The following is a 26031-nucleotide window of genomic DNA, read 5'->3' as shown; positions in this document are numbered from 1 at the left end:
CCACAGAGCAGTCGCAGATTTTGACAAGCTCTCTCGGGGCGATTTGATGGCTAAACGACAAGGCCTGCACCAGACCACTCTGCGCGACCGCGTGGTGGTATCTGGAATTGGCGTTCATAGCGGCAAGCCCGTGGCAATGTCCCTCAATCCGGCCGAGGCCGATACGGGCATTGTATTCCACCGCATCGATGCCGGCGACGGTCACCCGATCCATGCGCGGATCGACCACTTGCACGCCACCGATTCCTGCACCACCGTTGCGTTCGCCGGCGTCTCCGTCGCGACCATCGAACATCTGCTCGCGACCTTCAACGGCCTTGGCGTCGACAATGTCGTCGTCGAGATCGACGCGGCCGAAGTGCCGATGATGGATGGCAGCGCCGCGGCCTTCGTCGACCTGATCGACCAGACCGAGATCGTCACGCTTTCGGCGCCGCGCCGCTTCGTCAAGGTTCTGAAGCCGGTCCGCATCGAGCATGCCGGTGGCTTCTCCGAGCTGCTGCCATTCGACGGCCGCCGCTTCGAGATCGACATCGATTTCGAATCCCCGCTGATCGGCCGCCAGGCCTTCGTCGTCGACCTCGATCCCACGGTGTTCCGCCGCGATCTCGCGCGCGCCCGTACGTTCGGCTTCCTGAAGGATGTCGAGTTCTACTGGTCGCGCGGTCTCGCGCTCGGCTCCTCGCTCGACAACACGGTCGTGCTGGGCGACGACAAGGTAATCAACCCGGAAGGTCTCCGTTTTGCGGACGAGTTCGTGCGTCACAAGACGCTCGACGCCGTCGGGGATCTGGCCTTGGCCGGCGCGCCGATCCTGGGCGCCTACCGTTCCTATCGCGGTGGTCACCGGATGAACGCCAAGATCGTCGAGACGCTGCTGGCTGATTCGGATGCCTGGACCTTCGTCGAGGCGCCTTCGGTGCCGAAGCGCGACATTGTCCACGACCAGATGCCCGTCCGCTTGCCCGCGGCGGCCTTTGGGCCGGACAAGTCCTAGGCTGCAAAAGCAGCAAATTCCCCACAGATCGGATATTTCTATCACCCCTCGCATCTCCGCCACGAAATTGCGGCAATGGGTTGCGAGGGCTGGTGGCGTCATCGTGCTGTTTCCGATACAGAAGCTGCACCGCTTTGCCCCATCGAAAGAGGCGATGCCGGCTCACGCCGGTTCGATGTGTGAATGAACGTAGTTAGCTCGATCCGCCCGTCGACCTTTGCCGCTTTTGGCCGGTTCGGCTCCGTCACCCTGCGTGCTGCCGCGCTCTGCGCGCTCGTGGCCGTCGCTGGTTGCTCTCTGACCAAGGACGACGACACCGTAGACGAGCCCGATGTCCCGGCCGGCCAGATGTACAATCAGGGCCTGACCCTGATGCAGAATGGCAAGCTGAAGGCCGCGGCGAAGCAGTTCGAGCAGGTCGATCAGCAGCACCCCTATACGGAATGGGCGCGCAAGGCGCTGATCATGACGGCCTTCACGAATTATCGTCTGGGCAATTATGATGACGCCGTGAACGCCTCGCGCCGCTACATCTCGCTCTATCCGGCAAGTCCGGATGCGGGCTACGCGCAGTACATTATCGGCCAGTCCTACTTCAAGCAGATCCCGGAAGTGACGCGCGACCAGGACGCGACGAAGAAGGCGATCGCCGCCATGCAGGAGGTGGTCGACAAGTACCCGACCTCCGAATATGTCGACGACGCGCAGAAGGCGATCGTCGTGGCGCGCGACCAGCTGGCCGGCAAGGAAATGCAGGTCGGCCGCTACTATCTCGAGCGCAAGGAATATCCGGCCGCGATCAACCGCTTCAAGCTGGTCGTGACCGAATACGCGAACACCCGTCACGTCGAGGAAGCGCTCTATCGTCTGACCGCTGCCTATTACGCGATGGGCATCGTTCCGGAGGCGCAGACCGCCGCCGCGGTTCTGGGTCACAACTTCCCGAACTCGCAGTGGTATAAGGACGCCTATTCGCTTCTCCAGACGGGCGGCGTCTCGCCGTCGGAGAGCAAGGGCTCCTGGATCAGCCGCGCCTTCCGTTCCGTCACGGGCTAGCAGGGGACAGGGCGCGCCATGCTCGCCGCGCTCGCGATCCGCGACATCGTTCTCATCGACCGGCTCGAGATCGACTTCTCGCGCGGTCTCACGGTGCTGACCGGCGAGACCGGCGCGGGCAAGTCGATCCTGCTCGACGCGCTCTCGCTCGCCCTTGGCGGGCGAGGGGACGGGGCCCTGGTTCGCCAGGGCGCCAGCCAGGGCCAGGTGACCGCCGTCTTCGACGTGCCGTCCGGCCATCCCGCGCGGACGCTGCTCGGCAGCAACTCCATCGATCATGACGGCGACATCATCCTTCGGCGGGTGCAGACCGGCGACGGGCGGACGCGTGCCTTCGTCAACGACCAGCCGGTCAGCGTCGCGCTGCTGCGCGATGTCGGCGCGTCGCTTGTCGAGATCCACGGCCAGCATGACGATCGCGCGCTGATCGACCCGGCGATCCATCGCCGGCTGCTCGACGCGTTTGGCGGGCTGGATCCCGAGGCTGTCGCGGTCGCCGAGGCGTTCCGCGCCTGGCGGTCTGCCGAGAGCGAAGTCGCGGCCTTGCGCCGGCGTATCGCCTCGGCGCGGTCCGAAGGCGATTACCTCCGCGCCTCGGTCGAGGAGCTCTCCAAGCTCTCGCCGCAGCCCGGCGAGGAGACGGAACTCGCCCAGCGCCGCCACACCATGATGCAGGCGGAGAAGATCGCGGGCGATCTCTCCGATGCGCATGACACAATCGCCGGCCACACCTCGCCGATCCCCAACCTCGCCAGCCTCGCGCGCCGGCTGGAGCGCAAGCGCGATCAGGCCGGGGGTTTGCTTGACGGCGTCGTCGAGGCGATCGACAGCGCCATCAACGCGCTGGAAGAAGCGGAGACGATCCTGACGCGCTCGATGCGCGACAGCGAATTCGATCCCAAGGAACTGGAGCGCACCGAAGAACGCCTGTTTGCGCTGCGGGGGGCCGCCCGCAAGCATGATGTCGCGGTGGAAAATCTCGCCGCCCTGCGCGACCGGATGGTGGCCGATCTTACCGCGCTCGATTCCGGCGAGGAGCGGCTCGCAGCGCTGGAAGCGGCTGCCGAGGCTGCCTGCCGGACCTATGATGCGCTGGCCGCGGCCCTGTCCGCCCGTCGCCGCGCCGTCGCCGAAGAACTCGAGACCCGCGTGGCGGAAGAACTGCCGGCGTTGAAGCTCGAGCGCGCCGCCTTCATCGTGTCGATCGAGACGGATGCGGAAGAGCGCAGCGACGCCGGCATCGATATCGTCAATTTCTTCGTCCGCACCAATCCGGGCACCCGGCCGGGACCGATGATGAAGGTCGCCTCGGGCGGTGAGCTTTCCCGCTTCCTGCTGGCGATCAAGGTCGCGCTGGCGGATCGCGGTTCGGCCCCGACCCTGGTCTTCGACGAGATCGACACGGGTGTCGGCGGCGCGGTGGCTGAGGCGATCGGCAGGCGGCTTGCGCGACTGGCCGAGCGCGTGCAGGTGCTTTCCGTCACCCATGCGCCCCAGGTCGCGGCGCGGGCCGGCAATCACCTTCGGATCGCCAAGGATGGCGTGGCCGGCGAGGACCGCGTGGCGACCGGCGTGACGCCGCTGCTCGGCGAAGAGCGGCGCGAGGAAATCGCCCGCATGCTGGCCGGCAGCGTCATCACCGACGCAGCCCGCGCCGCGGCCCAGCAACTCATCCACGGCAACGCCTGATCCGCCGTGAGGCGGCACGGCGCTCTCCGCGCCGCCCTGGCTTGGCAGATCAGTGCAGGGGACGGATGTTCTGGTTCACCCGGAACAGGTTGTCCGGGTCGTATTTCGACTTAACCGCCATCAGGCGATCGTAGTTGGCGCCATAGGTCGCCTTCAGCCGGGCGTCGCCTTCGTCATCCATCATGAAGTTCACATAGCCGCCATCCTTGTTGTGCGGATGCACGGCCTGCCAGTAGCTCTTGGTCCAGCGGCTGATCGGCCCGGCCTGCTGAGGGTTCGGGTCGATGCCGGCGATCACCATCGACCAGCGGGCATCTCGGGCGCTCCAGGCCGTCTCGTCCTTGCCGACCCGGTGCACGGCGCCGTCGATTGGATAGAGGTGCATCAGCGACAGCATGCTCGGCGTGTTCGCCGCCTGCGTGAGGTGCGTGTCGATCGCGGCGTCCGTCAGCTCACCGACGAAATCGCCCTTCCAGTACCACTGCATGCCGGTCGGCATCAGCGGGTCGAACAGGCTCTGCAGCGCCGGGAAGGGCATCATGCTCATCCAGTTGACGAGCGGCGGGGGTACGCCTTCGAGGAAGGGTTTCATCGCCGCCACGCCTTCCTCCTGCGGTCCGTTATAGCAGGAGATCAGCGCGCAGATGCGCTTGCCCCAATGCTCGCGCGGGAAGGGATCGGCGGAGGGCATGGTTTTCAGGCCGAAGAAGGCGCCGAGCCGCTCGGGCGCTGCCGGCAGCTTGTCGCGATAGCGCCGCATGACGGCGGCCGCGTCCTTCTGGTCCCAGAAGATGGGGCCGCCATAGACCATGTTCACCGGATGGGCCTTGAACAGGAAGCTGGTCACGACGCCGAAATTGCCGCCGCCCCCGCGCAAGGCCCAGAACAGGTCGGGCCGCTCGGATTTGTTGGCGGTGACGAAGCTTCCATCGGCCAGGACGACATCGGCCTCGAGCAGGTTGTCGATGGTGAGGCCGAACTGGCGGGTCAGGTAGCCGGTGCCGCCGCCGAGCGTCAGCCCAGCAATGCCGGTGGTCGAGACGATCCCGGCCGGGACGGCGAGGCCGAAGGCGTGTGTCGCGTGGTCGACGTCGCCCTGGGTGCAGCCAGGGCCGACCCGAACGGTCGCGGCCTCGGGATCGACGCGGACGCCTTTCATCTGGGACAGGTCGATGACCAGACCATCATCGCAACTGGCGAGACCGGGTCCGTTATGGCCGCCGCCGCGTATGGCGATCAGCAATTTGTGATCGCGACCAAAGTTGACGGCCTCGATTACGTCGGCGACGTCACTGCAGCGCGCGATCATCCGCGGCTTCTTGTCGATCATTCCGTTGTAGAGCTTGCGGACGTCGTCGTATTCGGGGCTGTCGCGGTCGATGACCGGGCCGCGAAGTTTGCTGGCGAGTTCAACGGCTTCCTGATTGGGCATGGCGTTACCTCCACTGGTCTGCGTCTGCCGCAACTCGGGAGTGCCCGCCGCATGGTACGATAATGTGCCGCCGGCGACCACATCGCTCCGCGAGCATACGACATCGCGCGGGCGGATCGCGGGCCGCTTCCGGGCCTTCGTCACGCCGGGCGACGTTAATCATAAGGTTGCCTTTGGAGTGAGGATGCACTAGGGAAGAAGCTGATCTCGCGTCTCCTGTGACCTGTGTCACGGCCACGCCACATATTTCCGCCTAGTTGAATACCCTCGCAAGGATCGTTTCAGGCCAGCGCCATGCTGCCTCCGGCGCTTCGTTGCACTCGCGCAGGCCATTTCGCCTGCCGACGTCCCGTTTGGAAACTTGCTATGTCCGTCTTGTCCGTGGGCGCTTCCGAGCGTCCAGCCCGTGAGCCGTCCTTCGCCGAATTCGTCGTCATCATCGCCTTCATGATGGCGCTTGGCTCGATGTCGATCGACAATCTGCTGCCTGCCTTCGGCCACATCCAGCGCGATTTCGGCCTCACCTCGGCGAACGAGGTTCAGCTGATCCTGAGCGTCTACATGGCCGGCTTCGCGATCATGCAGCTGTTCTACGGGCCGGCTTCCGATATCATCGGCCGCCGTCCGACGCTGATGATCGGGCTGGTGGTCTTTTCGATCGGCAGCGTGATCGCGCTGTTCGCGCCGAACTTCGAGCTGATGCTGGTGGGCCGTCTCGTCCAGGGCATGGGCGCGGCGGCGACGCGCATTCTTTCCGTGGCGATCGTGCGCGACCGGTATGAAGGCCGCGAAATGGCGCGGGTGATGTCGTTCACGATGATGATCTTCATCATCGTGCCGGTGTTCGCGCCGGCGATCGGCAGCCTGTTCCTGCTGTTCGGCTCCTGGCACGCGATCTTCGTCAGCATGCTGGTTATGGCCGTTGGCATTGCCATCTGGTTCGGCCGCCGCATGCCGGAAACGCTGCATCCGGAATACCGGATGCCGTTCTCTGTCTCGCGTATCGGCAACGGCATGAAGCGCTGTCTGCACGAACGCGCGACGGTCGGCTATTCGACGGCGATCGGCCTGATGTTCGGCGGCCTGATGGCCTATATCGCGTCGTCGCAGCAGATCTTCGAGACGGAAGTCTATGGCCTCGGCACCGTCTTCCCGCTGGTGTTCGGCATGATCGCGGCGGTGATGGGGCTTGCCTCCTTCGTCAACATCCGGCTCGTCCGCCGGCTCGGCATGCGCCGCATTTCGCATGCCGGCGTCTGCGGCCATGTGCTGATGTCGCTGGTCATGGTCGGCATGGCCTACTGGTTCGACGGCAAGCCGCCGCTGATCCTGTTCGCGCTCAACCTTGCCGCCTGCCAGTTCCTGTTCAGCCTGACGATGCCCAACTTCAACACGATGGCGATGGAGCCGCTCGGTGAGATCGCCGGCACGGCCTCGTCGATGATCGGCTTCTACACGACGATCCTCGGCACCATCGTGGGCACGATCATCGGACAGGCCTTCAACGGCACGGTTCTGCCGCTGGCGACGGGCTTCCTGCTCACCGGCGTGCTGAGCCTGATCGTGGTGATCTGGACGGAGCGGGGCCGGCTGTTCGCGCCGCATCATCCCGATCCGGCGGCCGTGATCGACGTCGGCCATTGATGACGGCTGGCAAGGGGCTGTTGGCGAAAGCCAATCCCCCTTGCGAGCCCACCGGCGGCGCGGCATAGCTTTTCCCTGAATGGGAGTTATGCCATGCCGTCGGATAGCCTGCGCGACATACCGGTCGAGACGCTGAAGCCGGATCAGGCGTTCGAGGAGCATGCGCGCCTCAGCACCGAGATCGCCGAAAACGACATCCGCTATCATCAGGAAGATGCGCCGACGATCTCGGATGCGGACTATGACGCGCTGCGTCGCCGCCTCATCGCCATCGAGGCCCGCTTCCCGGAGCTCATCTCGGCCGCCAGCACGTCGGTCGGTGCCGCCCCTTCCGCGAAGTTCGCCAAGGTTCCGCATGTCGTGCCGATGCTCTCGCTCGACAACGCGTTCGACGATCAGGACGTCATCGACTTCATCGACCGCGCCCGGCGCTTCCTGAAGATCGATGCGGCCGACGCCATTCCTTTCACCGCCGAACCGAAGATCGACGGGCTGTCGCTGTCGCTGCGCTACGAGGGTGGCAAGCTGGTCACGGCGGCGACGCGCGGCGACGGCTTCGAGGGCGAAAACGTCACCGCCAATGCCCGCACCATCGCCGATATCCCGAACAAGCTTCCCGCCGGCGTGCCCGAGATCGTCGAGATCCGCGGCGAATGCTACATGGCGCGTGCCGATTTCCAGGCGCTGAATGCGCGCATGGCGGCGGCTGGTGGCGGCAAGACCTTCGCCAATCCGCGCAACGCGGCGGCCGGCTCGCTGCGCCAGCTCGATTCCAAGATCACGGCCGCGCGGCCGCTGCGCTTCTTTGCCTATGCCTGGGGAGAGATGAGCGCCATGCCGGCCGAGACGCAGATGGGCATGGTCGAGGCCTTCGCCGCCTGGGGCCTGCCGACCAATCCGCGCATGACGCTGTGCACCAGCGTCGAGGAGGCGCTCGCCTTCTATCACGGGCTGGAAATGGATCGTGCCGGCCTCGGCTACGACATTGACGGCGTCGTCTACAAGGTGAACGCGCTTTCGCTCCAGAACCGCCTCGGCTTCGTCTCGCGCAGCCCGCGCTGGGCGATCGCGCACAAGTTCGCGGCCGAGCAGGCGGTGACTGTCCTCAACGGCATCGACATCCAAGTCGGCCGAACGGGCGCTCTGACCCCGGTGGCGAAACTGGAGCCGATCACGGTCGGCGGCGTCGTGGTCGCCAACGCGACCTTGCACAACGAGGATTACATCAAGGGCATTGGCGGCGACGGATTGCCGATCCGCGACGGCGTCGACATCCGGGTCGGCGACACGGTCGTGATCCAGCGCGCCGGCGACGTCATTCCGCAGATCGTCTCGGTCGTGCTGGAGAAGCGGCCGGCCGATGCCGCGCCCTATCAGTTTCCGACGGTTTGCCCGGTTTGCGGCAGCCATGCGGTGCGCGAGGAGGACGAGGCGGTCCGGCGCTGCACCGGCGGCCTGATTTGCGCCGCGCAGGCGGTCGAGCGCATCCGCCACTTCGTCTCGCGCAATGCCTTCGATATCGAGGGGCTCGGCGAGAAGCAGGTCCAGGCCTTCCACGAATGGGGACTGATCAAGGAGCCGGCCGACATCTTCACGCTGGAAGCACGAGACGCTGGCCAGTTGCAGCGATTGAAGAACCGCGAAGGCTATGGCGAGACCTCGGCGCGCAACCTGTTCGCCGCGATCAACGAGCGGCGCAGCATCGCGCTCAATCGCTTCATCTTCGCGCTCGGCATCCGCCATGTCGGCGAGACCAATGCCAAGCGCTTCGCCCGCCATTTCGGCACGGTCGAGGCGTTCCGCGATACGGCGCTGGCGGCCCGGCCGCCGGGACCGGAGCTTCTGAAGGGCAATGACGCCTGGATCGAGATGATCGGGATCGAAGGCGTCGGAAGCGTCGTCGCAGAGGCCGTGGTCGACTTCTTCGACGAGCCGCACAATCGCGATGCCTTCGCCCGCCTGCTGGAGCAGGTAACGCCGCAGCCTTTGGAAGCCGCCAGAACCGACAGCCCCGTCGCGGGGAAAACGGTCGTCTTCACGGGAACACTGGTGCGGATGACCCGCGAGGAGGCCAAGGCGATGGCCGAGCGCCTGGGCGCCAAGGTAGCGGGCTCGGTGTCGAAGAAGACGGACCTGCTGGTGGCCGGGCCCGGGGCCGGGTCAAAGCTCAAATCCGCCGCCGAGAATGGCGTCGAGGTGATCGACGAAGATGGCTGGTTCGCCCTGGTCGGCGCCAACTGAGTCGACCAAAAAAGAGGCCCGCCCTTGCGGGCAGGCCTCTGATCCTGCGTCTTCTTGGGTCTTACGGCGTCGCAGGAGCCGTTTCAGGTGCCGGCGTTGCGGGAGCCGGGGTCGCGGGTTCCGGTGCCATAGGAGCCGGCGTGGTCGCTGCCGGCGGGGTCATCGGATCCGCGGCCGGGACGGTGGCGTCCGGCGTGGCTGGGGTCGATGTCACGCTCGACGATTCCTGCTGCGCGGCGGTCTTGAATTCCGGTGCCGCGTTGAGCTCATCCTTGGTGGTCTTCAGGATCAGCTTCTGGGTGTTGTCGGCCTTGACCCGCTCGAGGGTGCTCGGCGATACCGCGACATCCTTGCGGCCGATGCCGAGGAAGCCGCCAACGCCGATCACCACGGCCTTCACCTGGCCATCGTCGGTCGCGAGAATATCGACGATCTTGCCGAGGTTTTCGTCGGTGCCGCTATAGACGGTTGATCCCATCAGCGTCGAGGCGAGCCAGTCGGTGCTGCCATCTTCGAGCACGATGAAACGTCCGGCCGGTGCGCCGGCTTCGGTTGTGGTGGTCGCGGCCGGGGTCGTGGTGGCAGGCGTGGTTGCGTCCTGCGCCAGCGCGGGGCCAGCAGCAAGGAGAGCGACCAGGGCGGTTGTCGGAAATAGCATCTTCATGGTCGTAACTCCGTGTTTTATCTAGCCAATTGAGCTTGGGCTCGATCGGACAACGGAGTGCGGCGGGTCACGTTCCATCACGAAGCCTGTCGCATTGACATGTTTCGTGATGGAACGGAGGGCTCGTGCTATGCGCCCAGAGGTTGCGTCGACGCGAGCAGGAAGGCCAGATCGTCACCTTCGAGCGAGGGTGCAAGGGTCTCGCGGACCCGCGCATGGTAGGCATCCAGCCAGGCGCGCTCGGCCGGGCTGAGCAGCGCGACCTCGATTAAATTGCGGTCGATGGGCGCCAGCGTGATCGTCTCGAAGCCCAGCATTTCGCGGTCACCGCCCGCAATCGGCGCCGGCGGCGTGACGACGATCAGGTTCTCGATGCGGATGCCATAAGAGCCGGTCTTGTAGTAGCCGGGCTCGTTCGAAAGGATCATGCCGGGCTCGGGCGGCAGGTGGCCTGCCTTGGAGATCCGCACCGGGCCTTCATGCACCGAGAGGAACACACCGACGCCATGGCCCGTGCCATGGTCGTAATCGAGGCCCGCCTGCCAGAGAGCGTGGCGGGCCAGTGTGTCGAGCTGCGCGCCGGTCGTGCCCTGCGGAAAGCGCGCCGTCGCCAGCGCGATATGGCCCTTCAGAACGCGGGTGAAGCGGTCGCGCATCTCCGCTGTCGGCGTGCCGATGGCGATGGTCCGGGTGATGTCGGTGGTGCCGTCGCGATATTGCGCGCCGGAATCGACCAGGTAGAGCGTGCCGCTCTCGAGCGGCCGATCGGTGCTCTCATTGACCCGGTAGTGCACGATGGCGCCGTCCGGGCCGGCGCCGGAGATGGTATCGAAGGAAATCTCCAGCAGCGGCATGTCATCCGCCGCGCCCGCTTCGGACCGGAACTGCTCCAGCTTCCGGGCGACGCTGATTTCCGTTTCGCGGCCGTTGGCGCCGTTCTGGTCGAGCCAGGCGAGGAAGCGGGTCATCGCCGCACCGTCGCGCCGGTGCGCCCGGCGCGTGCCGTCCAGTTCCACGGCGTTCTTGCGTGCCTTCGGCAGCACGACGGGATCGGCGCCCTCGACCAGAACGCCCTTCGCGTCGGTGAGTGTCTTGGCGAACAGGGCCGGGATGGACTGCGGATCAACCAGCACCCGGCGGCCTTCGGTGCCCAACTGGGCGAGATCGGTAAGGAAGGCGCGCTCTTCCTTGATGTCCGCCCGTTCGGAAAGCTGGTCGCGCACCGCGTTGGAAAGCTTGCGGCCATCGACATAGAGGATCGGCCGTTCGTCGCGGCGCAGCAGCGCATAGGACAGTACGACGGGGTTATGCGGCACGTCCGCGCCGCGGATGTTGAAGGTCCAGGCAATGGAGTCGGATTGCGCAAGGATCGCAGCGTCGACACCCTTGTCGACCAGCACTTCCTGCATCCGGCGGATCTTCGAGTCGGCCGTCTCGCCGGCCAGTTCATCCGGCTGCGGCATGACCTGCGACAGAGGCGGGAGAGGGCGGTCGGCCCAGATCGCGTCTAAGGGGTTCTCGTCGAGCGCCACGAAGGTTGCGCCGGCTCCCTGGCACACCGCCTCGAAGCGCCGAGCTTCCGCAAGCGTCAGCAGGCGCGGGTCGTAGCCGATCCGGTCGCCCTGGGAGAGCTTGCCCTTCAGCCATTGGTGCGGCGGATGGCCAATCAGGTCTTCCGGCGTGAAATCGTTGACGTCGACCTGGTCGCGGACCTGAAGCGTGTAGCGGCCATCGACGAAGACGGCGGCCTCGCCGGCGAGGACGACGGCGGCGCCGGCCGAACCGGTGAAGCCCGTCAGCCAGGCGAGCCGTTCCGACGCGGCGGGGATGTATTCGCCCTGATATTCATCGGCATGCGGGACGACAAAACCCTGCAGACCCGCGCGCGCAAGCTGGGCGCGCAGCGCGACCAGCCGGTCGCGGATCGGATGGGCGCGGCTGGGGGCGTCGAAATTCTGGAACATGCGCAGGGGCCTTCTCACGCGAGAACAATGGGGCGACCCTAGCGAGGCCCCTTGCCGACTGCAATTCCATCACACTCCTTGTTTGCGGCGCGGCGCAATTACGGCAGCATCTTGTGCGTTGCAAAAACCGCATGTCTGTCATTCCGTTACAGCTGTACCTTCACGTCAGCGTGAGGGCTATAAGGACGATGGTTAAGGGACGCACAGGGCGCCTCCACTCAAAGGAATTGATCATGTTGACTGCAGCATTTGGCGAGTTCGGCGTTGCCCCGGCCGGAAGCCGCGGCCATGGCGTCGTACGGCGCGCTGTGGCTCGCATGACCCATACGCGCGACCGGCAGATGCCGCGCTTCGTGAATGGCTACCAGCTCTCGCTCGACGACGCCTCGCTCGCCACGTTTGGCTATGACCGCGAGACCTTCGAGCGCGGCGCGATGGGCTCGGTCGTCTAAGCGACCTCTGCCCCGACCGTTGTGAACGGTCTGCCTTTTGAAAATCCGCGACAGCCCGTCGCGGATTTTCTGCTTTTTGCGGGGTGATTCCGCCTTTTCCGAAGCCTATGGTCCAGCGATCACAACCCAAGCTGGTCATCATGCTTCAGGATCGAATCCGCCGCCCCTCGCTTCTCGACAAGGTCATGTCGCCGGCCGAGGCCGCCCTGTTCATTCGCGACGGGATGACCGTCGGCATGAGCGGCTTCACCCGGGCAGGGGACGCCAAGGCCGTGCCGCTGGCGCTTGCCGAGCGCGCCGCCACCGAGCCCTTCGGCATCACGCTGATCACCGGCGCGTCGCTCGGCAACGGCATCGACGAGGTGCTGACCCGCTCGCATGTGCTGAAGCGCCGCCTGCCGTTCCAGTCCGATCGCGTGCTGCGCGCCGCGCTGAACCGGGGCGAGGTGATGTTCATCGACCAGCATCTCTCCGAGACGGTCGAGCTGCTGCGCTCGCGCCAGATGGGGCCGATCGATGTCGCCGTGGTCGAGGCGGTGGCGATCACGCGCGAGGGCGGCATCATCCCGACGACCTCGGTCGGCAATTCCGCCACCTTCGCGATCCTGGCCGAAAAGGTGATCATCGAGCTCAATATCGGCCAGCCGGCCGAGCTCGAGGGCCTGCACGACATCTACATCCCGACCCGCCGCCCGCATCGCGAACCGATCCCGATCGTCTCGCCGGATAGCCGCGTCGGCCTGCCCTTTATCCAGATCGATCCCGACAAGATCGCCGCCATCGTCATCACCGAGCGGCAGGATAGCTCGGCCGAGACGACCGCGCCCGATGACGAGACGCGGGCGATCGCCGGTCATCTGATCGAGTTCCTGAGCCATGAAGTGCGCAAGGGCCGGCTGACCGAGACGCTGGCGCCGCTGCAGGCCGGTATCGGCTCGATCGCCAACGCCGTGCTGCACGGGCTGATCGACAGCCCGTTCCACGATTTCACCATGTATAGCGAGGTGCTTCAGGACAGCACGTTCGACCTGTTCGACTCCGGCAAGCTCGCCTTCGCCTCGGGCTCGTCGATCACGCTGTCAGCGGCCTGCCAGGCGCGCGTGATGCCGGATCTGCGCCACTACAAGAGCCGGCTGGTGCTGCGGCCGCAGGAGGTCTCGAACCATCCGGAAGTGCTGCGCCGCCTCGGCGTCATCGCCATCAATACCGCGCTCGAATGCGACATCTACGGCAATGTGAACTCGACCCATGTCGGCGGCACGCACATGATGAACGGCATTGGCGGCTCCGGCGATTTCGCCCGCAACGCCTATATGGGCATCTTCGTCACCAAGTCGCTGGCCAAGGATGGCTCGATCTCGCGCATCGTGCCGATGGTGCCGCATGTGGACCACAACGAGCATGACGTCGACGTGGTCGTGACGGAGATCGGCCTGGCCGATTTGCGCGGCCTCGCCCCGCGCGAACGGGCCGAGGTGATCATCGCCAACTGCATCCATCCAAGCTATCGCGAGCTGGCAGCCGACTATTATCGTCGCGCCGTCCGCGATCATGGCGGCCAGACCCCGCATCTGCTGGCGGAGGCCTATTCATGGCACCTGCGCCAGGAAGCGACGGGGTCGATGCTGCCTTAGGGCTGCAAGACCCTCACCCCAGCCCTCTCCCGCCAGCGGGCGAGGGGGATCGCCTGCGTACGCATAGGGCGGTCAGGAACCCTATCGCCTCACCCTCCGGCGTCGTCCCGGGCTTGACCCGGGATCCATTCAGCCGGGCTTTGGGGAGGTTCGTCCGTATGAACTCCCGGCTGCATGGATCCTCGCTTTCGCGAGGATGACGGCGAGCGTGGGGTCGCGGCCGCGCCTATTGGTCGGCAGTTCGCCTACCGGCGAACGTCTGCTGCCCCTACCGCTCCAGCGTGAGCGTCAGCCAGCCTTCCTGTTCGCCCTGGCGCACCAGCTTCATGCCTTCGGCTTCGTAGGCGGCGGTGACGCCGGGGCCCTGGGCTACCAGCAGGCCGGACAGCACCACGGTCGCCTGCGGCGCCAGATGCTGGACGATTTCCGGCGCCAGCGCGATCAGCGGACCAGCGAGGATGTTGGCGACCACCAGGTCGAACGGCGCGCTCGCCGCCATCACCGGATTGCCGAAGCCCTCGGCCGTCGCCGCCTCGATCTTGTCGCCGACGCCGTTCAGCGCGGCATTCTCGGCCGTGACGCGGGTGGCGATCGGGTCGATGTCGGTGGCGAGCACCGGCTTCTCCCAAGCCTTGGCGATGGCGATGGCCAGCACGCCGGTGCCGGTGCCGAGGTCGAGGATGCTCTTGTAGTCGTGGATCTTGCCGAGCCGGTCGATTTCCTCCAGGCAGCCCGCAGTCGTGCCGTGATGGCCGGTGCCGAAGGCCTCGCCCGCTTCGATCTCGATGGCGATGTCGCCGGGCTGGATCTTGTCGCGGTCGTGGCTGCCATGGACGAGGAAGCGCCCGGCGCGAACCGGCTTCAAACCTTCGAGCGATTTGGCGACCCAGTCTTCGTCCGGCAATTCGGCGACGGTGAAGGCGCCGGCATCGGGGCCGAGCGCATCTGCGACAACGCGGGCCAGCGCCACCTCATCCGGCGCATCCTCGAAATAGACATCGACGGTCCAGCTCTGGTCTGCCTGTTCCGTCGTGGCGGCAGAGGGGTAGCCGAGATCGTCATCCTCGCCGATCGCCTCGATGAGACGGATCGCGTCGGATTCCTTGGCGAGGTTGAGGGAGGCGATGAGGGTCAAGTTAGCGAACCTTGTCTGGCGGGGGCGGAGATGCTTCATAGCCGCCCCGAGATCGAATGGGTGCATGCTTCATGGCCGAAACCGAAATCCGCGTCGATCCTTTTCCGACGCATCCCGACCTCGATCGGCTGTGGCAGGCAGGCTGGGGGCAGCCCGGGCCGCGCGATCCGCAGGCGATCCTGTCGCGCAGCCTGGTCCATCTCGGCGCCTATGCAGGCTCGCAACTGGTCGGCTTCGTAAACGTCGCCTGGGATGGCGGCATCCACGCCTTCCTACTCGACCCCTGCGTCGATCCCAGCCACCGGCGCCTCGGGCTCGGCACGCAACTGGTGCGCCGCGCGGCCGAACTGGCATCCGATCGCGGCGCCCTCTGGCTGCATGTCGACTTCGAGCCGCATCTCGCCGGCTTCTACCGCGCGTGCGGCTTCCGCCCGACGGAGGCCGCGCTGATGCGGCTCGAACGCGATCCAACACCTTCAAGGGGTCGGGATCTCGGCGCGGCTGCCGGTTGACGGCAGGACCGAATAACGTAATCTCGAATCGTTCCAATGGAGGAAGAGATGATCCGTAGAGCTTATGAAAAGCCGGTCGTGCTAAAGCGCTCGGCATTGCCGGCGATTGCCGCCGCCCCTGGTTCGTTCGTGCCGTCGCCCCTACCGCCGCCGTCGCCTCCGCCGGAGTAGTCAGAGTTGCTGCGGGCTTCCGCCATGGATCGCTTGCCGGGTGTAGAAGCACGGTGGAACTGAACTGCTATCTTCTCGATGATCAGAGCCGGCTTGAGATCAGGCCGGCTCCTTCGCGCCGTGACTGGATGGATGCAGCAGCGCAGCGCGCGCCCTATCGCTGCATTCCTCTGGTCATAGCGAACGGCTTCGGTTGGGAACTGCTCTCACCCGCCGGCTTCACCGCGATCTGGAATGGCGGGCCGGGAGTCGACGGTGTCGTTGTGCTCGAGGATCCAGACACCGTAGCGCCGGCGCGAAGCCATTTTGGCAGCGGCATCCTGACATTTCATGTGCCAGCACTGTTCCGGACTGATCCCGGCACAGATCTGGTGGTGCAGGGGCCGATCAACCAGCCGAAGGACGCGATCGCGCCGCTGACGGGAATCGTGGAAAGTGATTGGGGCCCCTTCGGCTTCACCATGAACTGGAAGTTCACGCGGGCCAAGACAGCTATCCGTTTCCGGAAGGGCGAGCCGTTCTGCCACATCTTCCCGGTCCGCCGCGGGGCACTGGAGGCCATCGAGCCCAAGATGCAGCCGATATCGACCAGTCCCGGGCTCGCTGCCGAATATGCGGAGTGGCATGCCAGCCGTCAGCAGTTCAATGCTGACCTGAAGCAGCCGGGATCGTTAGCACGTGAGCAGAAGTGGCAGAAGCACTATCTCCGCGGGGTCACACCGCAAGGTGAGCGCGCGCCAGACTCGCACCGTGTCAAGTCTGGCCTGAAGCCCTTCGTTGCCGTAACGCCCGTGGATAGCGCATCCGGCGAATAGAAAGCCGGGTCTCTATAGATTTCGAAAGCGCCTTCAGCCCTTGCTCACGAAGCTGTCGACGACCTTCTTGGCGCCGGTCTTCTCGAAATCGACGGTCAGCTTGTTGCCTTCGATCTCGATGATCGCGCCATAGCCGAACTTCTGATGGAAGACGCGTTCGCCGAGCGCGTATTTCGAGTTCGTGCCGCTCGATTTCGCCACCAGTTCGCCCTCGATCTGGCGCGGGGCGGAACGGGCATGCGCCTGGGCGGAGCCCTTGTTCGCCTGGGCGCGCTGCCAGCCGGGCGTCGAATAGGTGTTGCTGAACGAGTCGGCGCGGTCGAAGCGGCTGGCGCCATAATTGCCGACGCCGCCGACATTGTAGCCGCCATAGCTCGACGTCTGCTCGATCACCTCGACATGCTTCTCCGGCAATTCGTCGAGGAAGCGCGACGGCACGTTGGACTGCCAGAGGCCATGGATGCGGCGGTTCGAGGAGAACCAGATCATCGCCCGCTGCTTGGCTCGGGTGATGCCGACATAGGCGAGGCGGCGTTCTTCCTCGAGGCCGGCGCGACCGCTCTCGTCCAGCGCGCGCTGGTGCGGGAACAGGCCTTCCTCCCAGCCGGGAAGGAACACGGTCTCGAATTCCAGCCCCTTGGCGGAATGCAGCGTCATGATCGAGACGGCATCCTGGTTCTCGGCGCGGTCGGTGTCGGTGACGAGGGCGATGTGCTCGAGGAAGCCGGGGAGGGATTCGAACTCCTCCATCGAGCGGATCAGTTCCTTCAGGTTTTCCAGACGCCCCGGCGCATCGGCCGAGCGGTCCTGCTGCCACATCTCGGTGTAGCCGCTCTCCTCCAGGATCATCTCCGCCAACTCGCCATGCTTCATGGCGGCGAGCTTCGAGCGCCAGAGCTCGAACGAGGCCAGCAGTTCGCGCAATGCGCCGCGCGTCTTCGGCTTGATCTCCTCGGTGTGCACCAGTTCATCGGCCGCCTGGATGATCGGGATCTGGCGGGCGCGGGCATGGTCGTAGAGCAGGCGCACGGTGGTGTCGCCGATGCCGCGCTTCGGCACGTTGACGATGCGCTCGAAGGCGAGGTCGTCGGACGGCTGTACGACGACGCGGAAATAGGCGAGGGCGTCGCGGATTTCCTGCCGCTCATAGAAGCGCGGGCCGCCGATGACGCGATAATTGAGGCCGAGCGTGACGAAGCGGTCTTCGAAGGAGCGCATCTGGAACGAGGCGCGGACCAGGATCGCCATGTCGTTGAGCTTGTGACCCTGCCGCTGCAGCGCCTCGATCTCTTCCCCGACGGCGCGGGCTTCCTCTTCCGAATCCCAGGACGAGGCGACGCGGACGCGGGCGGCGTCCGGATCGACGGCATCGGTGAACAGCGTCTTGCCGAGCCGGCCTTCATTGTGGGTGATCAGATGCGAGGCGGCCCCGAGGATGTGCGAGGTCGAGCGGTAATTGCGCTCGAGCTTGATCACGACGGCGCCGGGAAAATCCTTCTCGAAGCGCAGGATGTTGTCGACCTCGGCGCCGCGCCAGCCATAGATCGACTGGTCGTCGTCGCCGACGCAGCAGATATTCTTGCGGCCCTGCGCCAGCAGGCGCAGCCAGAGATATTGCGCGACGTTGGTGTCCTGATACTCGTCGACCAGCATGTAGTGGAAGCGCTGGTGATAATCCTTGAGCACGTCGGGGTGCTCGCGGAACAGGCGCAGGTTTTCCAGCAGCAGATCGCCGAAATCGCAGGCGTTCAGCATCTTCAGCCGGTCCTGATAGGCCTGGTAGAGCTTGATGCCCCGGCCATCGGCGAACGAGCCGCCATCGCCGGGCGGCACGTCCTTCGGCGAAAGGCCGCGGTTCTTCCAGCTGTCGATCAGGTTTGCGAGCTGGCGCGCCGGCCAGCGCTTCTCGTCGATGCCCTCGGCCTGGATCACCTGCTTCATCAGGCGGATCTGGTCGTCGGTGTCGAGAATGGTGAAATCCGAACGCAGCCCGACCAGCTCGGCATGGCGGCGCAGGATCTTGACGCCGATGGCGTGGAAGGTGCCGAGCCAGTTCATGCCCTCGACCGAGGGGCCGATCAGTTCGCCGATGCGGTGGCGCATCTCGCGCGCCGCCTTGTTGGTGAAGGTCACGGCCAGGATCTGGCTCGGGAATGCCTTCTGGGTAGCGAGCAGATGTGCGATGCGGGTCGTGAGCACGCGCGTCTTGCCCGTGCCGGCGCCGGCGAGCACCAGCACCGGTCCCTCCGTCGTCTCGACAGCCAGGCGCTGCTCGGGATTGAGGCGTGCGAGATAGTCGGGCGGGGCCGCCTTGCCAAGCGCACGCGCAGCAATGCCGCCGGGACGCGGGACGGGCGCGGAACTGTCGAAGGGAGCGGTCATAGGCGGGGCGGTCGATTCGAAGAACTGTACATGAGAACAAATATGGACCGTGGCAGCCGTCCATTCCAGCTTTCGTACAGAAGGAGAACGCGCCTGTCCAAGCGCGAGGCCGCCTTTTTCCGCTCCGGCGCGGTTTGCGGGGGCGGCATGGGCGCGCTACCTATGGGCAAGAGAAACAGGAGTGCGACCCATGCAAGCGGCCATTTACGAGCGTTTCGGCGATCCGACCGAGGTTCTGGTGACCGGCGAGCGGCCGACGCCGGAGCCCGGCCCCGGCGAGATCCGCGTCCGCATGACGCTGTCGCCCATTCATAACCACGATCTTTGGACCATTCGCGGCACCTATGGCTACAAGCCGGTCCTGCCGGCGATCGGCGGCAGCGAGGCGGTCGGCGTCGTCGAGGCGCAAGGCGCGGACGTAACGGTGCCGGCCATCGGCCAGCGCGTCGTAGTTGCCGGTGTGCTGGGTGCCTGGGCCGAAAGTTTCGTGGCCAAGGCCGCCTCGGCGGTGCCGCTGCCGGACGCGATCGATGACGACACGGGCTGCCAGCTGATCGCCATGCCGCTCAGTTCGCTGATGCTGCTGGAAGACCTGCAGATCGGCAGTGGCCAGTGGATGATCCAGAACGCGGCCAATGGCGCGGTCGGCAAGATCGTCGCCATGCTGGCCAAGGCGCGCGGGATCAAGGTCGTGGGCCTGGTCCGGCGCGACGACGGCATTACCGAGCTGGCGGCGCTCGGCGTCGACAACGTCGTCTCCACGGAAAGCGCCGGCTGGGAGGATCGTGTTCGGGCGCTGGTCGGCAGCGGGTCGATCCTGCGGGCGGTCGATTCCGTCGGCGGCGAGGAGGGCGGCCGGCTCACCAGCCTCCTGGCCGAGGGCGGAATGCTGATGTCCTTCGGCGCGATGTCGAACAAACCGCTGGTGATCAGCTCCGGCGACCTCATCTTCCGGCAGGTGTCCGTGAAGGGGTTCTGGGGGGCGCGGCGCATGCAGTCGACCGACAAGGTCGAAATGGGGCGCCTGATCGGCGAACTGGTCCGGCTGGCGGCCTCCGGCGAGCTCCGATTGACCGTCGACGAAAGATTCGCCCTCACGGAGGCGGCCGCGGCCGCCGCTGCCAGCGATCGGCCCGGCCGGTCGGGCAAGATCGCCATCCGGGGTTCGGTGTGACGAACCGGCTGGTAGGCTATTCCGAGCCGGGCCACTGCGCCGTGTGAAACCGTCGATTTCGGCGCAGGGCAGGGCGCGAAAGCGGCAGGAAGTCTTTGGCGTGGCAGCATGGTTTTGCTAGGTTGCGCGCACCATGGCGAGCGAGCCATGAAATCGTTCGGGAGGCTTTTCAGTATGGTAGTTTCGGCGCTGCGCCATGATGATGCGCGTGACGAAGTGGCGCTCGCCACGGCGCTCAATCTTCTGCAGGAGCGCTTCGGCTCGCGCTTTACGCGCGGGCTCGAGGTCCGGCGCCAGCATGCCAATACGACCACCTGGCTCCCGAACGAGCCGGCCGATGCCGTGGTGTTCGCCACGTCGACGGAAGAAGTCTCCGAGATCGTGAAGATCTGCGCCGCGCACCGCGTGCCGATCATTCCCTTTGGCACCGGTACCTCGCTGGAAGGCCATGTCAACGCACCGTTCGGCGGCGTGTCGATCGACCTGTCGCAGATGAACAAGATCGTCGCGGTGCATGCCGAGGATCTCGACTGCACGGTCGAGGCGGGCGTCACCCGCATCCAGCTCAACAATTACATCCGCGACCAGGGCCTGTTCTTCCCGATCGATCCCGGCGCCGACGCCAGCCTTGGCGGCATGGCGGCGACGCGCGCTTCCGGCACCAATGCCGTCCGCTACGGCACGATGCGCGAGAACGTCGTCCGCCTGACGGCCGTCATGGCAGATGGCTCGATCGTCCGCACCGGCAGCCGCGCCAAGAAGAGCTCGGCCGGCTATGACCTGACCCGACTGCTGGTCGGCTCGGAAGGGACGCTTGGCATCATCACCGAGGTGACGGTGCGCCTGCATGGCCTGCCGGAATCGGTCGCTGCCGGCGTCTGCTCTTTCCCGACCGTGGAGGACGCCTGCAATGCGGCCATCCTGACCATCCAGAGTGGCATCCCCATCGCCCGCGTCGAGCTCGGCGACGCCATGATGATCCGCGCCACCAACGAGTTCGCCAAGCTCGGCCTGCCCGAGACGCCGCATCTGTTCCTCGAGTTCCACGGCTCGCCGGCCTCGGTGCTGGAACAGTCGGAGCAGTTCGCCGCGATCGCGCAGGAATTCAACGGCGGCGAATTCGCCTCGGCGACGCGTCCGGAGGACCGCACCAAGCTCTGGCAGGCGCGGCACGATTCCTATTTCGCCGTGAAGGGGCTTCGGCCCGGCGACACCATCCAGAGCGTCTCGACCGACGTCTGCGTGCCGATCTCGATGCTGGCCGAATGCGTCGCCGAGACCAGCGCCGATATCGCGGCCAATGGCTTGATCGGGCCGGTCGTCGGCCATGTCGGTGACGGCAATTTTCACACCCAGCTGCTGATCGACATCACCAATCCGGAAGAGATCGCGAAGGCGGAAGCCGTGATCAGCCGGATGAACGAGCGGGCCATCGCGCTTGACGGCACCTGCACCGGCGAACATGGCGTCGGCCAGGGCAAGCGCAAATATCTCGTCAAGGAGCATGGCCACGGTCTCGACATCATGCGAGTGATCAAGGCGGCGCTGGACCCGCTCGGGATCCTCAATCCGGGCAAGATCCTGCCCGATGCATGACGTGGCATAGCGGAGGCTGAGCTGAACAGGCTGTATCTGATCATCGGGGGCATCATCATCGCCGTTCTCGTATCGGCGCTGGTGATCCCTTGGTTCGTGGACTGGAATGCTTTCCGCTCGACCTTCGAGCGCGAGGCAGAGAAGATCCTTGGCCAGCCGGTGACCGTGGCAGGCACGGCCGATGCCTCCCTGCTGCCGATGCCTTCGCTCGTCTTCACGGATGTTCGGGTGGGGGGCACGCCCGGCGAGCCGATGATGAAGATCGACCGGTTCGCCGTCCGGATCGAGCTGATCCCCCTGATCACCGGCACGTTCAAGGTCGTCGACATGGCGATCACCCGGCCGAGCCTGCAGGTGACGGTCGGGGCCGATGGCACGCCGGACTGGCTGCGCCGCTCGGAGGCGTCCAAGACGCTCGATCCCGACGCCGTGACGCTGGAAAAGGTCGATATCTCGGACGGTTCGATCGACTATCGCGACCTGCGCACCGGTCGTTCGGTATCGTTGACCGGCATCAATGCGGCCGTCGATGCGCGCTCGCTGCTGGGGCCCTGGAAGGTCGAGGGCGGCCTCGTCGCCGATGGTGTGCCGTCCACCTTCCGGATCGCGACCGGCCGGCGCGATGACGATCATACGATCCGCGTCAAGCTGGAGGCCAACCCGGCCAATGTGCCGATCGCCGTCTCGGCCGAGGGTCCGCTCGGCCTCGACGACAAGGGCCTGACCTGGGCCGGCAATTTCACGCTGGCGCATGTCGAGGACGATGACGGCACGCCGGCGGGCAAGAAGCCGTCGCTCGGATGGCGGGCGTCCGGCAGCTACGATCTCCGCCCGGAACAGTTGCGGCTGCCGGCCTTCACGCTGTCGCAGGGACCGGCGGACCGGCCCTACAGCCTGACGGGCGCGGCTTCCGTCGATCTCGGCAAGGCCATGCGCTTCGACGCTGTGCTGAAGGCGCGCCAGCTCGATCTCGACCGCTCGATCGGCAAGGGGCCGAACGAGCCGGCCAGCGTCGACCTCGCGTCGCAGGCGATCGTGACGGGGCTCGCCGGAATTCCGGTGCCGACCATTCCGGGCCGGGTCGGCTTCGACATTCCCGGCATCGTCATCGGCGGTTCGGTGATCCAGAACCTGCGTTTCGACGCGGTCACTGCCGAGAATGGCTGGAAGATCGAGGAGCTGGGAGCAGACCTGCCGGGGCGTACCCGCCTCGCGGCCGATGGCGTCATCACGACTTCACCCAAGGCGACGTTTGACGGCGCCGTGCGGCTGGTGTCGGATCAGCCCTCGACCTTCGCCGCCTGGTGGCGGGGCGGCAAGGTGGCGGCGATGCCGCAGCTTCGCGCCTTCGAGATGAACGGCCAGCTGCACCTCGCGCCGGGCTCGTTCGGCGTCTCCGGCATGACGGCGCAGATGCAGAACTCCGATCTGCGCGGCAGCCTCGCCTGGCAACAGGCCTCCTCGACCGGCCGGCGCAACCTCACCGTCGACCTGACAGCGGACCGCCTCGACTACAACCAGCTTGCGGCGCTGACCGAACTTTTTGCGGGGCAAAGGCTCAACGATACCGGCGCCTTGGCCGACGATTTCCAGATCAAGCTGGCGACCGAATCCCTCGATATCGACGATGTGACGCTGGAAAAAGTCGTCGTCGACGGCAGCCTCTCAAGCGGCGTTCTGGTGGCCAGGAAGCTTTCGATCGGCAATGTCGCGGGCGCCGCGATCACGGCCAGCGGCCGGGTGGCGGATCTCGCCGGGGCGCCGAACGGCCAGCTCTCCGTCTCGATCGACGCGTCGGACCTGACCGGCGCATCGACCCTGGTCGAACGGCTGGTGCCGGCAACCGGCATCGCGCGCTGGTTCAAGAGCGCCGCGCCTCTGCTCGGCCCGGCGATCCTCGATTCCGTCATCAGCGCCCGGGCCCAGGACGGCATCACGCACGCCAATCTGACGGTGAACGGCACGGCCGGCGGCACCGCGATCGACATGGCGCTCGGCTTCAAGGGAACGCCGGCGGCATGGCGCGATGGCGAGCTCAAGGTATCGGCCGCCGTGGACAGCGCCGACGCCGGGCATCTGCTGCGCCAGCTCGGCTACCAGGCGCTGCCGCTCGACAAGCCCGGCCGCGCGCGGATCGCGGTGGAGACGGTCGACGGAGGCGGAACGCTGGCCGACGGCGTCGCCGCCTCGATCAAGGGCGAGTTCGCGGGCCTCTCCTATGTGAGCGACGGCAAGATCGGCATCGACGATGCCGGCCTGCCGAATTTCCAGGGCACGGTCACGGCGAACAGCGCCGACGCCACGCCGGCTCTGTCGCTGGCCGGACTGGCCCTGCCGGGCATTGCCGAGAAGCTGCCGCTGGAGGCGGCGACGTCGCTCGACATCAAGGATGGCAGCGCCACGCTTTCCTTCCGCGATGCCCGCCTCGGCGGCGCCTATTCGAGCGGCATGATCGACTTCGGCCGCGATGCCGGCCGCTGGAAGCTAAAGGGCGACGTGGCGGTCGACGAGGCGGATCTGGCGCTGGTCACCGCGCTCGGCCTCGGCCTTCCGCCGGATCTCCTGAGCAATACGGAAAGCGTCTGGTCGAAGACCACCTTCGGGCGCCCGGTGATCGAGGGCTTCGACGCCAGCTTCCGGATTTCCGCCGATCGGCTTTCGATCAGCGACAATCTAGTCGTCACCAATGCGGCGGTTGAATCGAGCTTCTCCGGCGACCGGACGGAAGTCCGGCTGACGAATGGCGATTTCGCCGGCGGCAAGGCGACCGGCTCGCTGTCTATCGTCAATCCCGAAGGCGACGCCGCCATCTCCGGGCAGCTTTCGGTCAAGGGCGCGGCGCTCGCCGACGTCGTTTGGCAGCGCGACGGACGGTCGGTCGCCGACGGCACGTTCGACTTCTCCGGCCAGTTCGACGGCAGCGGCCGCTCGGCCTCCGGCGTCGTCTCCTCGCTCGCCGGCGGCGGTTCGCTATCGATCGGGGAGGGCTCGGCCCGCTTCGTCAATCCGGAGGCGTTTGGCGCCGTGATCCGCGCCTCGAATGCGGGCCGCGAAATCGGCGAGGCGGAACTGCGCAAGCTGTTCGCGGGCTATCTCGATGCCGGCACGCTGGCTTTCGAGCGCGTCGAGGGCGCGTTCTCGATCGCCGCCGGCACGATCCGCGCGCAAAATCTCAACGTCGTCAGCAAGAGCGCGACGATGGTGGGCGGCGCGACGATCGACCTGAACGCCGATACGATCGACAGCCAGTGGACGCTCACGATCGATCCGGGCGAGGATCGGGTGAGCGGGGCGATCCCGCAAGTGGGGCTCGTGTTCTCCGGCCCGCTGGATGCGCCGACGCGGCGCATCGATGTGGCGCCGCTCGCCGGCTTCCTGTCCGTGCGCGCCTTCGAGCGCGAAGTCGAGCGGATCGAGAAGCTGCAGGCCGAGATCCTGGAAAAGGAAAAGCTCAACCGGCTGGTTCGCTTTGCCCGCGAGGACGACCAGCGCCGGTCGGATGCTGCCCGCAAGGCGGAGGAGGCCCGGATGGCCGCCGAAGCGGCCGCCAAGCAGGCTGCAGAGAAGGCCGCGGCGGAGGCCGCCGCCGCCAAGAAGGCGGCCGAGGCTGCGCGCAAGGCCGAGGCGCAGCGCCTGGAGCGCGCGCGCCGGGCCGCCGAGGCCGAGCAGCGCCAGCAGCTCGATTTCACCAACGGGATCGAATCCCTGCTGCGCGATGTTCCGCCAACGCCGCCGGGCCGGGCTGTGCCACCGGCCGATAGCGGCGCGCCGATGCGGCTGACGCCGCCGGAATCTATTCCGAACTGATGGGCGCCTGGTCTGTCGGCGTGATGGCCTCGAGCCGCGCCTGATACCAGGCGAGCACAGCGAGGCGGATGGCGGAGGAGAGGTTGGTCTCGGCCGCGCGTTCGCCGTCAATGGTGGCGATCAGGCCGGCCAGGCTCTGGCCGCGCTCCGTGGCGAGCCCGCGCAGCGCCAGCCAGAACGGCTCCTCGATCGAGATCGACGTCTGGTGGCCGGCAATCGAGACCGAACGCTTCTTCATGCCGGTGTGGGATCTTCCTCGTCGTCACGGCGATGGTTGTCGACGTGATGCCGGGCCTTTTCGGCCGAGATCCTGTCCAGCGCCTTCTGGGCGCGGGTACGGCCGAAGCGGACGCGGTTTTCCTCGGCCGTCGCAGCCTTCTCGGCGCGGGCTTTTTCCTTGCGAAAGCGGTTCAGGTTGATGATTTCTGCCGTCATGCTCGATCTCCCCGATGAGCCGCCCAGGCGGCCTTGATCCGATGCGGTCATTGCGGAAGGGGGGCGAATTCCATGAAAAGCCCCTCGGGCACCGGTGGGCCTGGGCCAGGACAACACATCGAGATTGCCGGGCCGCAGCCAAACGATACGCCAGCTAATCTGGCTTCTTCCGTTGGGGCGGCTGTTGCCGGCTACTCGTTACATCGCTGGCGTAAAAACTCACGAGGCGCT

19 protein-coding genes are annotated in these 26031 nt (G+C 66.2%); 12 read left to right on the top strand and 7 right to left on the bottom strand.

Annotation, left to right across the window (positions count from 1 at the left end):
- Positions 1-46: 46 nt before the first annotated feature.
- The 3 genes from lpxC to recN all read left to right on the top strand — a co-directional run bounded on the left by lpxC (position 47) and on the right by recN (position 3742).
- The gene (lpxC, locus tag ACHMWQ_RS19790; protein WP_354550405.1) at positions 47-997 is read left to right on the top strand and encodes a UDP-3-O-acyl-N-acetylglucosamine deacetylase; all 951 of its coding nucleotides are present in this window, start codon (positions 47-49) and stop codon (positions 995-997) included.
- Positions 998-1180: 183 nt separating this feature from the next.
- Complete coding sequence (locus tag ACHMWQ_RS19785; protein ID WP_396308778.1) at positions 1181-2053, top strand: outer membrane protein assembly factor BamD; 873 nt, start codon at positions 1181-1183, stop codon at positions 2051-2053.
- 18 nt (positions 2054-2071) lie between these two features.
- Positions 2072-3742 carry a DNA repair protein RecN gene (recN, locus tag ACHMWQ_RS19780; RefSeq protein ID WP_396308777.1) on the top strand — a complete coding sequence of 557 codons (1671 nt, stop codon included), beginning with the start codon at positions 2072-2074 and terminating at the stop codon, positions 3740-3742.
- A gap of 49 nt (positions 3743-3791) precedes the next feature.
- Here recN and ACHMWQ_RS19775 read toward each other — a convergent pair whose 3' ends face one another.
- The gene (locus tag ACHMWQ_RS19775) at positions 3792-5174 is read right to left on the bottom strand and encodes an FAD-binding oxidoreductase (RefSeq protein WP_396308776.1); all 1383 of its coding nucleotides are present in this window, start codon (positions 5172-5174) and stop codon (positions 3792-3794) included.
- 366 nt (positions 5175-5540) lie between these two features.
- Between ACHMWQ_RS19775 and ACHMWQ_RS19770 the strand changes: the two genes are divergently transcribed.
- Positions 5541-6818, top strand: a complete 1278-nt coding sequence (locus ACHMWQ_RS19770; RefSeq protein WP_396308775.1) for a multidrug effflux MFS transporter — start codon at positions 5541-5543, stop codon at positions 6816-6818.
- A gap of 93 nt (positions 6819-6911) precedes the next feature.
- On the top strand, positions 6912-9059 hold the full coding sequence (ligA, locus tag ACHMWQ_RS19765; RefSeq protein WP_396308774.1) for an NAD-dependent DNA ligase LigA: 2148 nt from the start codon (positions 6912-6914) through the stop codon (positions 9057-9059).
- 61 nt (positions 9060-9120) lie between these two features.
- On the opposite strand, the gene ACHMWQ_RS19760 is transcribed toward ligA, so the two are convergent.
- The gene (locus tag ACHMWQ_RS19760; RefSeq protein WP_396308773.1) at positions 9121-9723 is read right to left on the bottom strand and encodes a PRC-barrel domain-containing protein; all 603 of its coding nucleotides are present in this window, start codon (positions 9721-9723) and stop codon (positions 9121-9123) included.
- Between the two features lie 128 nt (positions 9724-9851).
- Entirely contained in the window at positions 9852-11687 is a 1836-nt protein-coding gene (locus tag ACHMWQ_RS19755; protein WP_396308772.1) for an aminopeptidase P family protein, read from the bottom strand.
- Positions 11688-11920: 233 nt separating this feature from the next.
- On the opposite strand from ACHMWQ_RS19755, the gene ACHMWQ_RS19750 reads away from it, so the two are divergent.
- On the top strand, positions 11921-12139 hold the full coding sequence (locus tag ACHMWQ_RS19750; protein ID WP_266329538.1) for a hypothetical protein: 219 nt from the start codon (positions 11921-11923) through the stop codon (positions 12137-12139).
- A 140-nt stretch (positions 12140-12279) separates the two neighbouring features.
- Complete coding sequence (locus tag ACHMWQ_RS19745; protein WP_396308771.1) at positions 12280-13773, top strand: acetyl-CoA hydrolase/transferase family protein; 1494 nt, start codon at positions 12280-12282, stop codon at positions 13771-13773.
- 268 nt (positions 13774-14041) lie between these two features.
- Here ACHMWQ_RS19745 and ACHMWQ_RS19740 read toward each other — a convergent pair whose 3' ends face one another.
- Positions 14042-14947, bottom strand: coding sequence for a 50S ribosomal protein L11 methyltransferase (locus tag ACHMWQ_RS19740; protein ID WP_396308770.1), 906 nt, complete (start codon positions 14945-14947; stop codon positions 14042-14044).
- 32 nt (positions 14948-14979) lie between these two features.
- Between ACHMWQ_RS19740 and ACHMWQ_RS19735 the strand changes: the two genes are divergently transcribed.
- Both ACHMWQ_RS19735 and ACHMWQ_RS19730 read left to right on the top strand, forming a co-directional pair.
- Positions 14980-15420: a GNAT family N-acetyltransferase gene (locus ACHMWQ_RS19735; protein WP_396308769.1), complete on the top strand. Its 441-nt coding sequence runs from the start codon at positions 14980-14982 to the stop codon at positions 15418-15420.
- 224 nt (positions 15421-15644) lie between these two features.
- Positions 15645-16406 (top strand): DUF6065 family protein, encoded by a 762-nt coding sequence (locus ACHMWQ_RS19730; RefSeq protein ID WP_396308768.1) that lies wholly within the window; start codon positions 15645-15647, stop codon positions 16404-16406.
- Between the two features lie 33 nt (positions 16407-16439).
- Here ACHMWQ_RS19730 and ACHMWQ_RS19725 read toward each other — a convergent pair whose 3' ends face one another.
- Entirely contained in the window at positions 16440-18788 is a 2349-nt protein-coding gene (locus ACHMWQ_RS19725) for a UvrD-helicase domain-containing protein (protein WP_354550390.1), read from the bottom strand.
- A gap of 190 nt (positions 18789-18978) precedes the next feature.
- Between ACHMWQ_RS19725 and ACHMWQ_RS19720 the strand changes: the two genes are divergently transcribed.
- The 3 genes from ACHMWQ_RS19720 (at position 18979) to ACHMWQ_RS19710 (ending at position 25365) form a co-directional block, all read left to right on the top strand.
- A complete protein-coding gene (locus ACHMWQ_RS19720; protein ID WP_396308767.1) occupies positions 18979-19962 on the top strand; it encodes a zinc-binding dehydrogenase in 984 nt (327 codons plus the stop codon).
- 174 nt (positions 19963-20136) lie between these two features.
- Positions 20137-21558: an FAD-binding oxidoreductase gene (locus ACHMWQ_RS19715; protein WP_396308766.1), complete on the top strand. Its 1422-nt coding sequence runs from the start codon at positions 20137-20139 to the stop codon at positions 21556-21558.
- A 6-nt stretch (positions 21559-21564) separates the two neighbouring features.
- Complete coding sequence (locus ACHMWQ_RS19710; protein ID WP_396309491.1) at positions 21565-25365, top strand: AsmA-like C-terminal region-containing protein; 3801 nt, start codon at positions 21565-21567, stop codon at positions 25363-25365.
- Here the strand turns inward: ACHMWQ_RS19710 and ACHMWQ_RS19705 are convergent.
- On the bottom strand, positions 25352-25603 hold the full coding sequence (locus ACHMWQ_RS19705; protein ID WP_354550386.1) for a ribbon-helix-helix domain-containing protein: 252 nt from the start codon (positions 25601-25603) through the stop codon (positions 25352-25354). The two genes, ACHMWQ_RS19710 and ACHMWQ_RS19705, sit on opposite strands and share 14 nt — an antisense overlap.
- Entirely contained in the window at positions 25600-25800 is a 201-nt protein-coding gene (locus tag ACHMWQ_RS19700; RefSeq protein WP_396308765.1) for a DUF4169 family protein, read from the bottom strand. The genes ACHMWQ_RS19705 and ACHMWQ_RS19700 overlap by 4 nt, the downstream gene beginning before the upstream one ends.
- Positions 25801-26031: the final 231 nt, after the last annotated feature.

This window comes from Kaistia sp. UC242_56 (assembly GCF_044452255.1).
GTDB classification, from domain to species: Bacteria; Pseudomonadota; Alphaproteobacteria; order Rhizobiales; family Kaistiaceae; genus Kaistia; species Kaistia defluvii_A.
The sequence above is the reverse complement of the archived record's forward strand: the minus strand, read 5'-3'. Positions and strand labels throughout refer to the sequence as shown.

Excerpts from the sequence above, each read along its gene's own strand:
- lpxC (WP_354550405.1), top strand. The coding sequence starts at position 47 with ATGGCTAAACGACAAGGCCTGCACCAGACCACTCTGCGCGACCGCGTG.
- ACHMWQ_RS19785 (WP_396308778.1), top strand. The coding sequence starts at position 1,181 with ATGAACGTAGTTAGCTCGATCCGCCCGTCGACCTTTGCCGCTTTTGGC.
- recN (WP_396308777.1), top strand. The coding sequence starts at position 2,072 with ATGCTCGCCGCGCTCGCGATCCGCGACATCGTTCTCATCGACCGGCTC.
- ACHMWQ_RS19775 (WP_396308776.1), bottom strand. The coding sequence starts at position 5,174 with ATGCCCAATCAGGAAGCCGTTGAACTCGCCAGCAAACTTCGCGGCCCG.
- ACHMWQ_RS19770 (WP_396308775.1), top strand. The coding sequence starts at position 5,541 with ATGTCCGTCTTGTCCGTGGGCGCTTCCGAGCGTCCAGCCCGTGAGCCG.
- ligA (WP_396308774.1), top strand. The coding sequence starts at position 6,912 with ATGCCGTCGGATAGCCTGCGCGACATACCGGTCGAGACGCTGAAGCCG.
- ACHMWQ_RS19760 (WP_396308773.1), bottom strand. The coding sequence starts at position 9,723 with ATGAAGATGCTATTTCCGACAACCGCCCTGGTCGCTCTCCTTGCTGCT.
- ACHMWQ_RS19755 (WP_396308772.1), bottom strand. The coding sequence starts at position 11,687 with ATGTTCCAGAATTTCGACGCCCCCAGCCGCGCCCATCCGATCCGCGAC.
- ACHMWQ_RS19750 (WP_266329538.1), top strand. The coding sequence starts at position 11,921 with ATGTTGACTGCAGCATTTGGCGAGTTCGGCGTTGCCCCGGCCGGAAGC.
- ACHMWQ_RS19745 (WP_396308771.1), top strand. The coding sequence starts at position 12,280 with ATGCTTCAGGATCGAATCCGCCGCCCCTCGCTTCTCGACAAGGTCATG.
- ACHMWQ_RS19740 (WP_396308770.1), bottom strand. The coding sequence starts at position 14,947 with ATGAAGCATCTCCGCCCCCGCCAGACAAGGTTCGCTAACTTGACCCTC.
- ACHMWQ_RS19735 (WP_396308769.1), top strand. The coding sequence starts at position 14,980 with ATGGCCGAAACCGAAATCCGCGTCGATCCTTTTCCGACGCATCCCGAC.
- ACHMWQ_RS19725 (WP_354550390.1), bottom strand. The coding sequence starts at position 18,788 with ATGACCGCTCCCTTCGACAGTTCCGCGCCCGTCCCGCGTCCCGGCGGC.
- ACHMWQ_RS19720 (WP_396308767.1), top strand. The coding sequence starts at position 18,979 with ATGCAAGCGGCCATTTACGAGCGTTTCGGCGATCCGACCGAGGTTCTG.
- ACHMWQ_RS19715 (WP_396308766.1), top strand. The coding sequence starts at position 20,137 with ATGGTAGTTTCGGCGCTGCGCCATGATGATGCGCGTGACGAAGTGGCG.
- ACHMWQ_RS19705 (WP_354550386.1), bottom strand. The coding sequence starts at position 25,603 with ATGAAGAAGCGTTCGGTCTCGATTGCCGGCCACCAGACGTCGATCTCG.
- ACHMWQ_RS19700 (WP_396308765.1), bottom strand. The coding sequence starts at position 25,800 with ATGACGGCAGAAATCATCAACCTGAACCGCTTTCGCAAGGAAAAAGCC.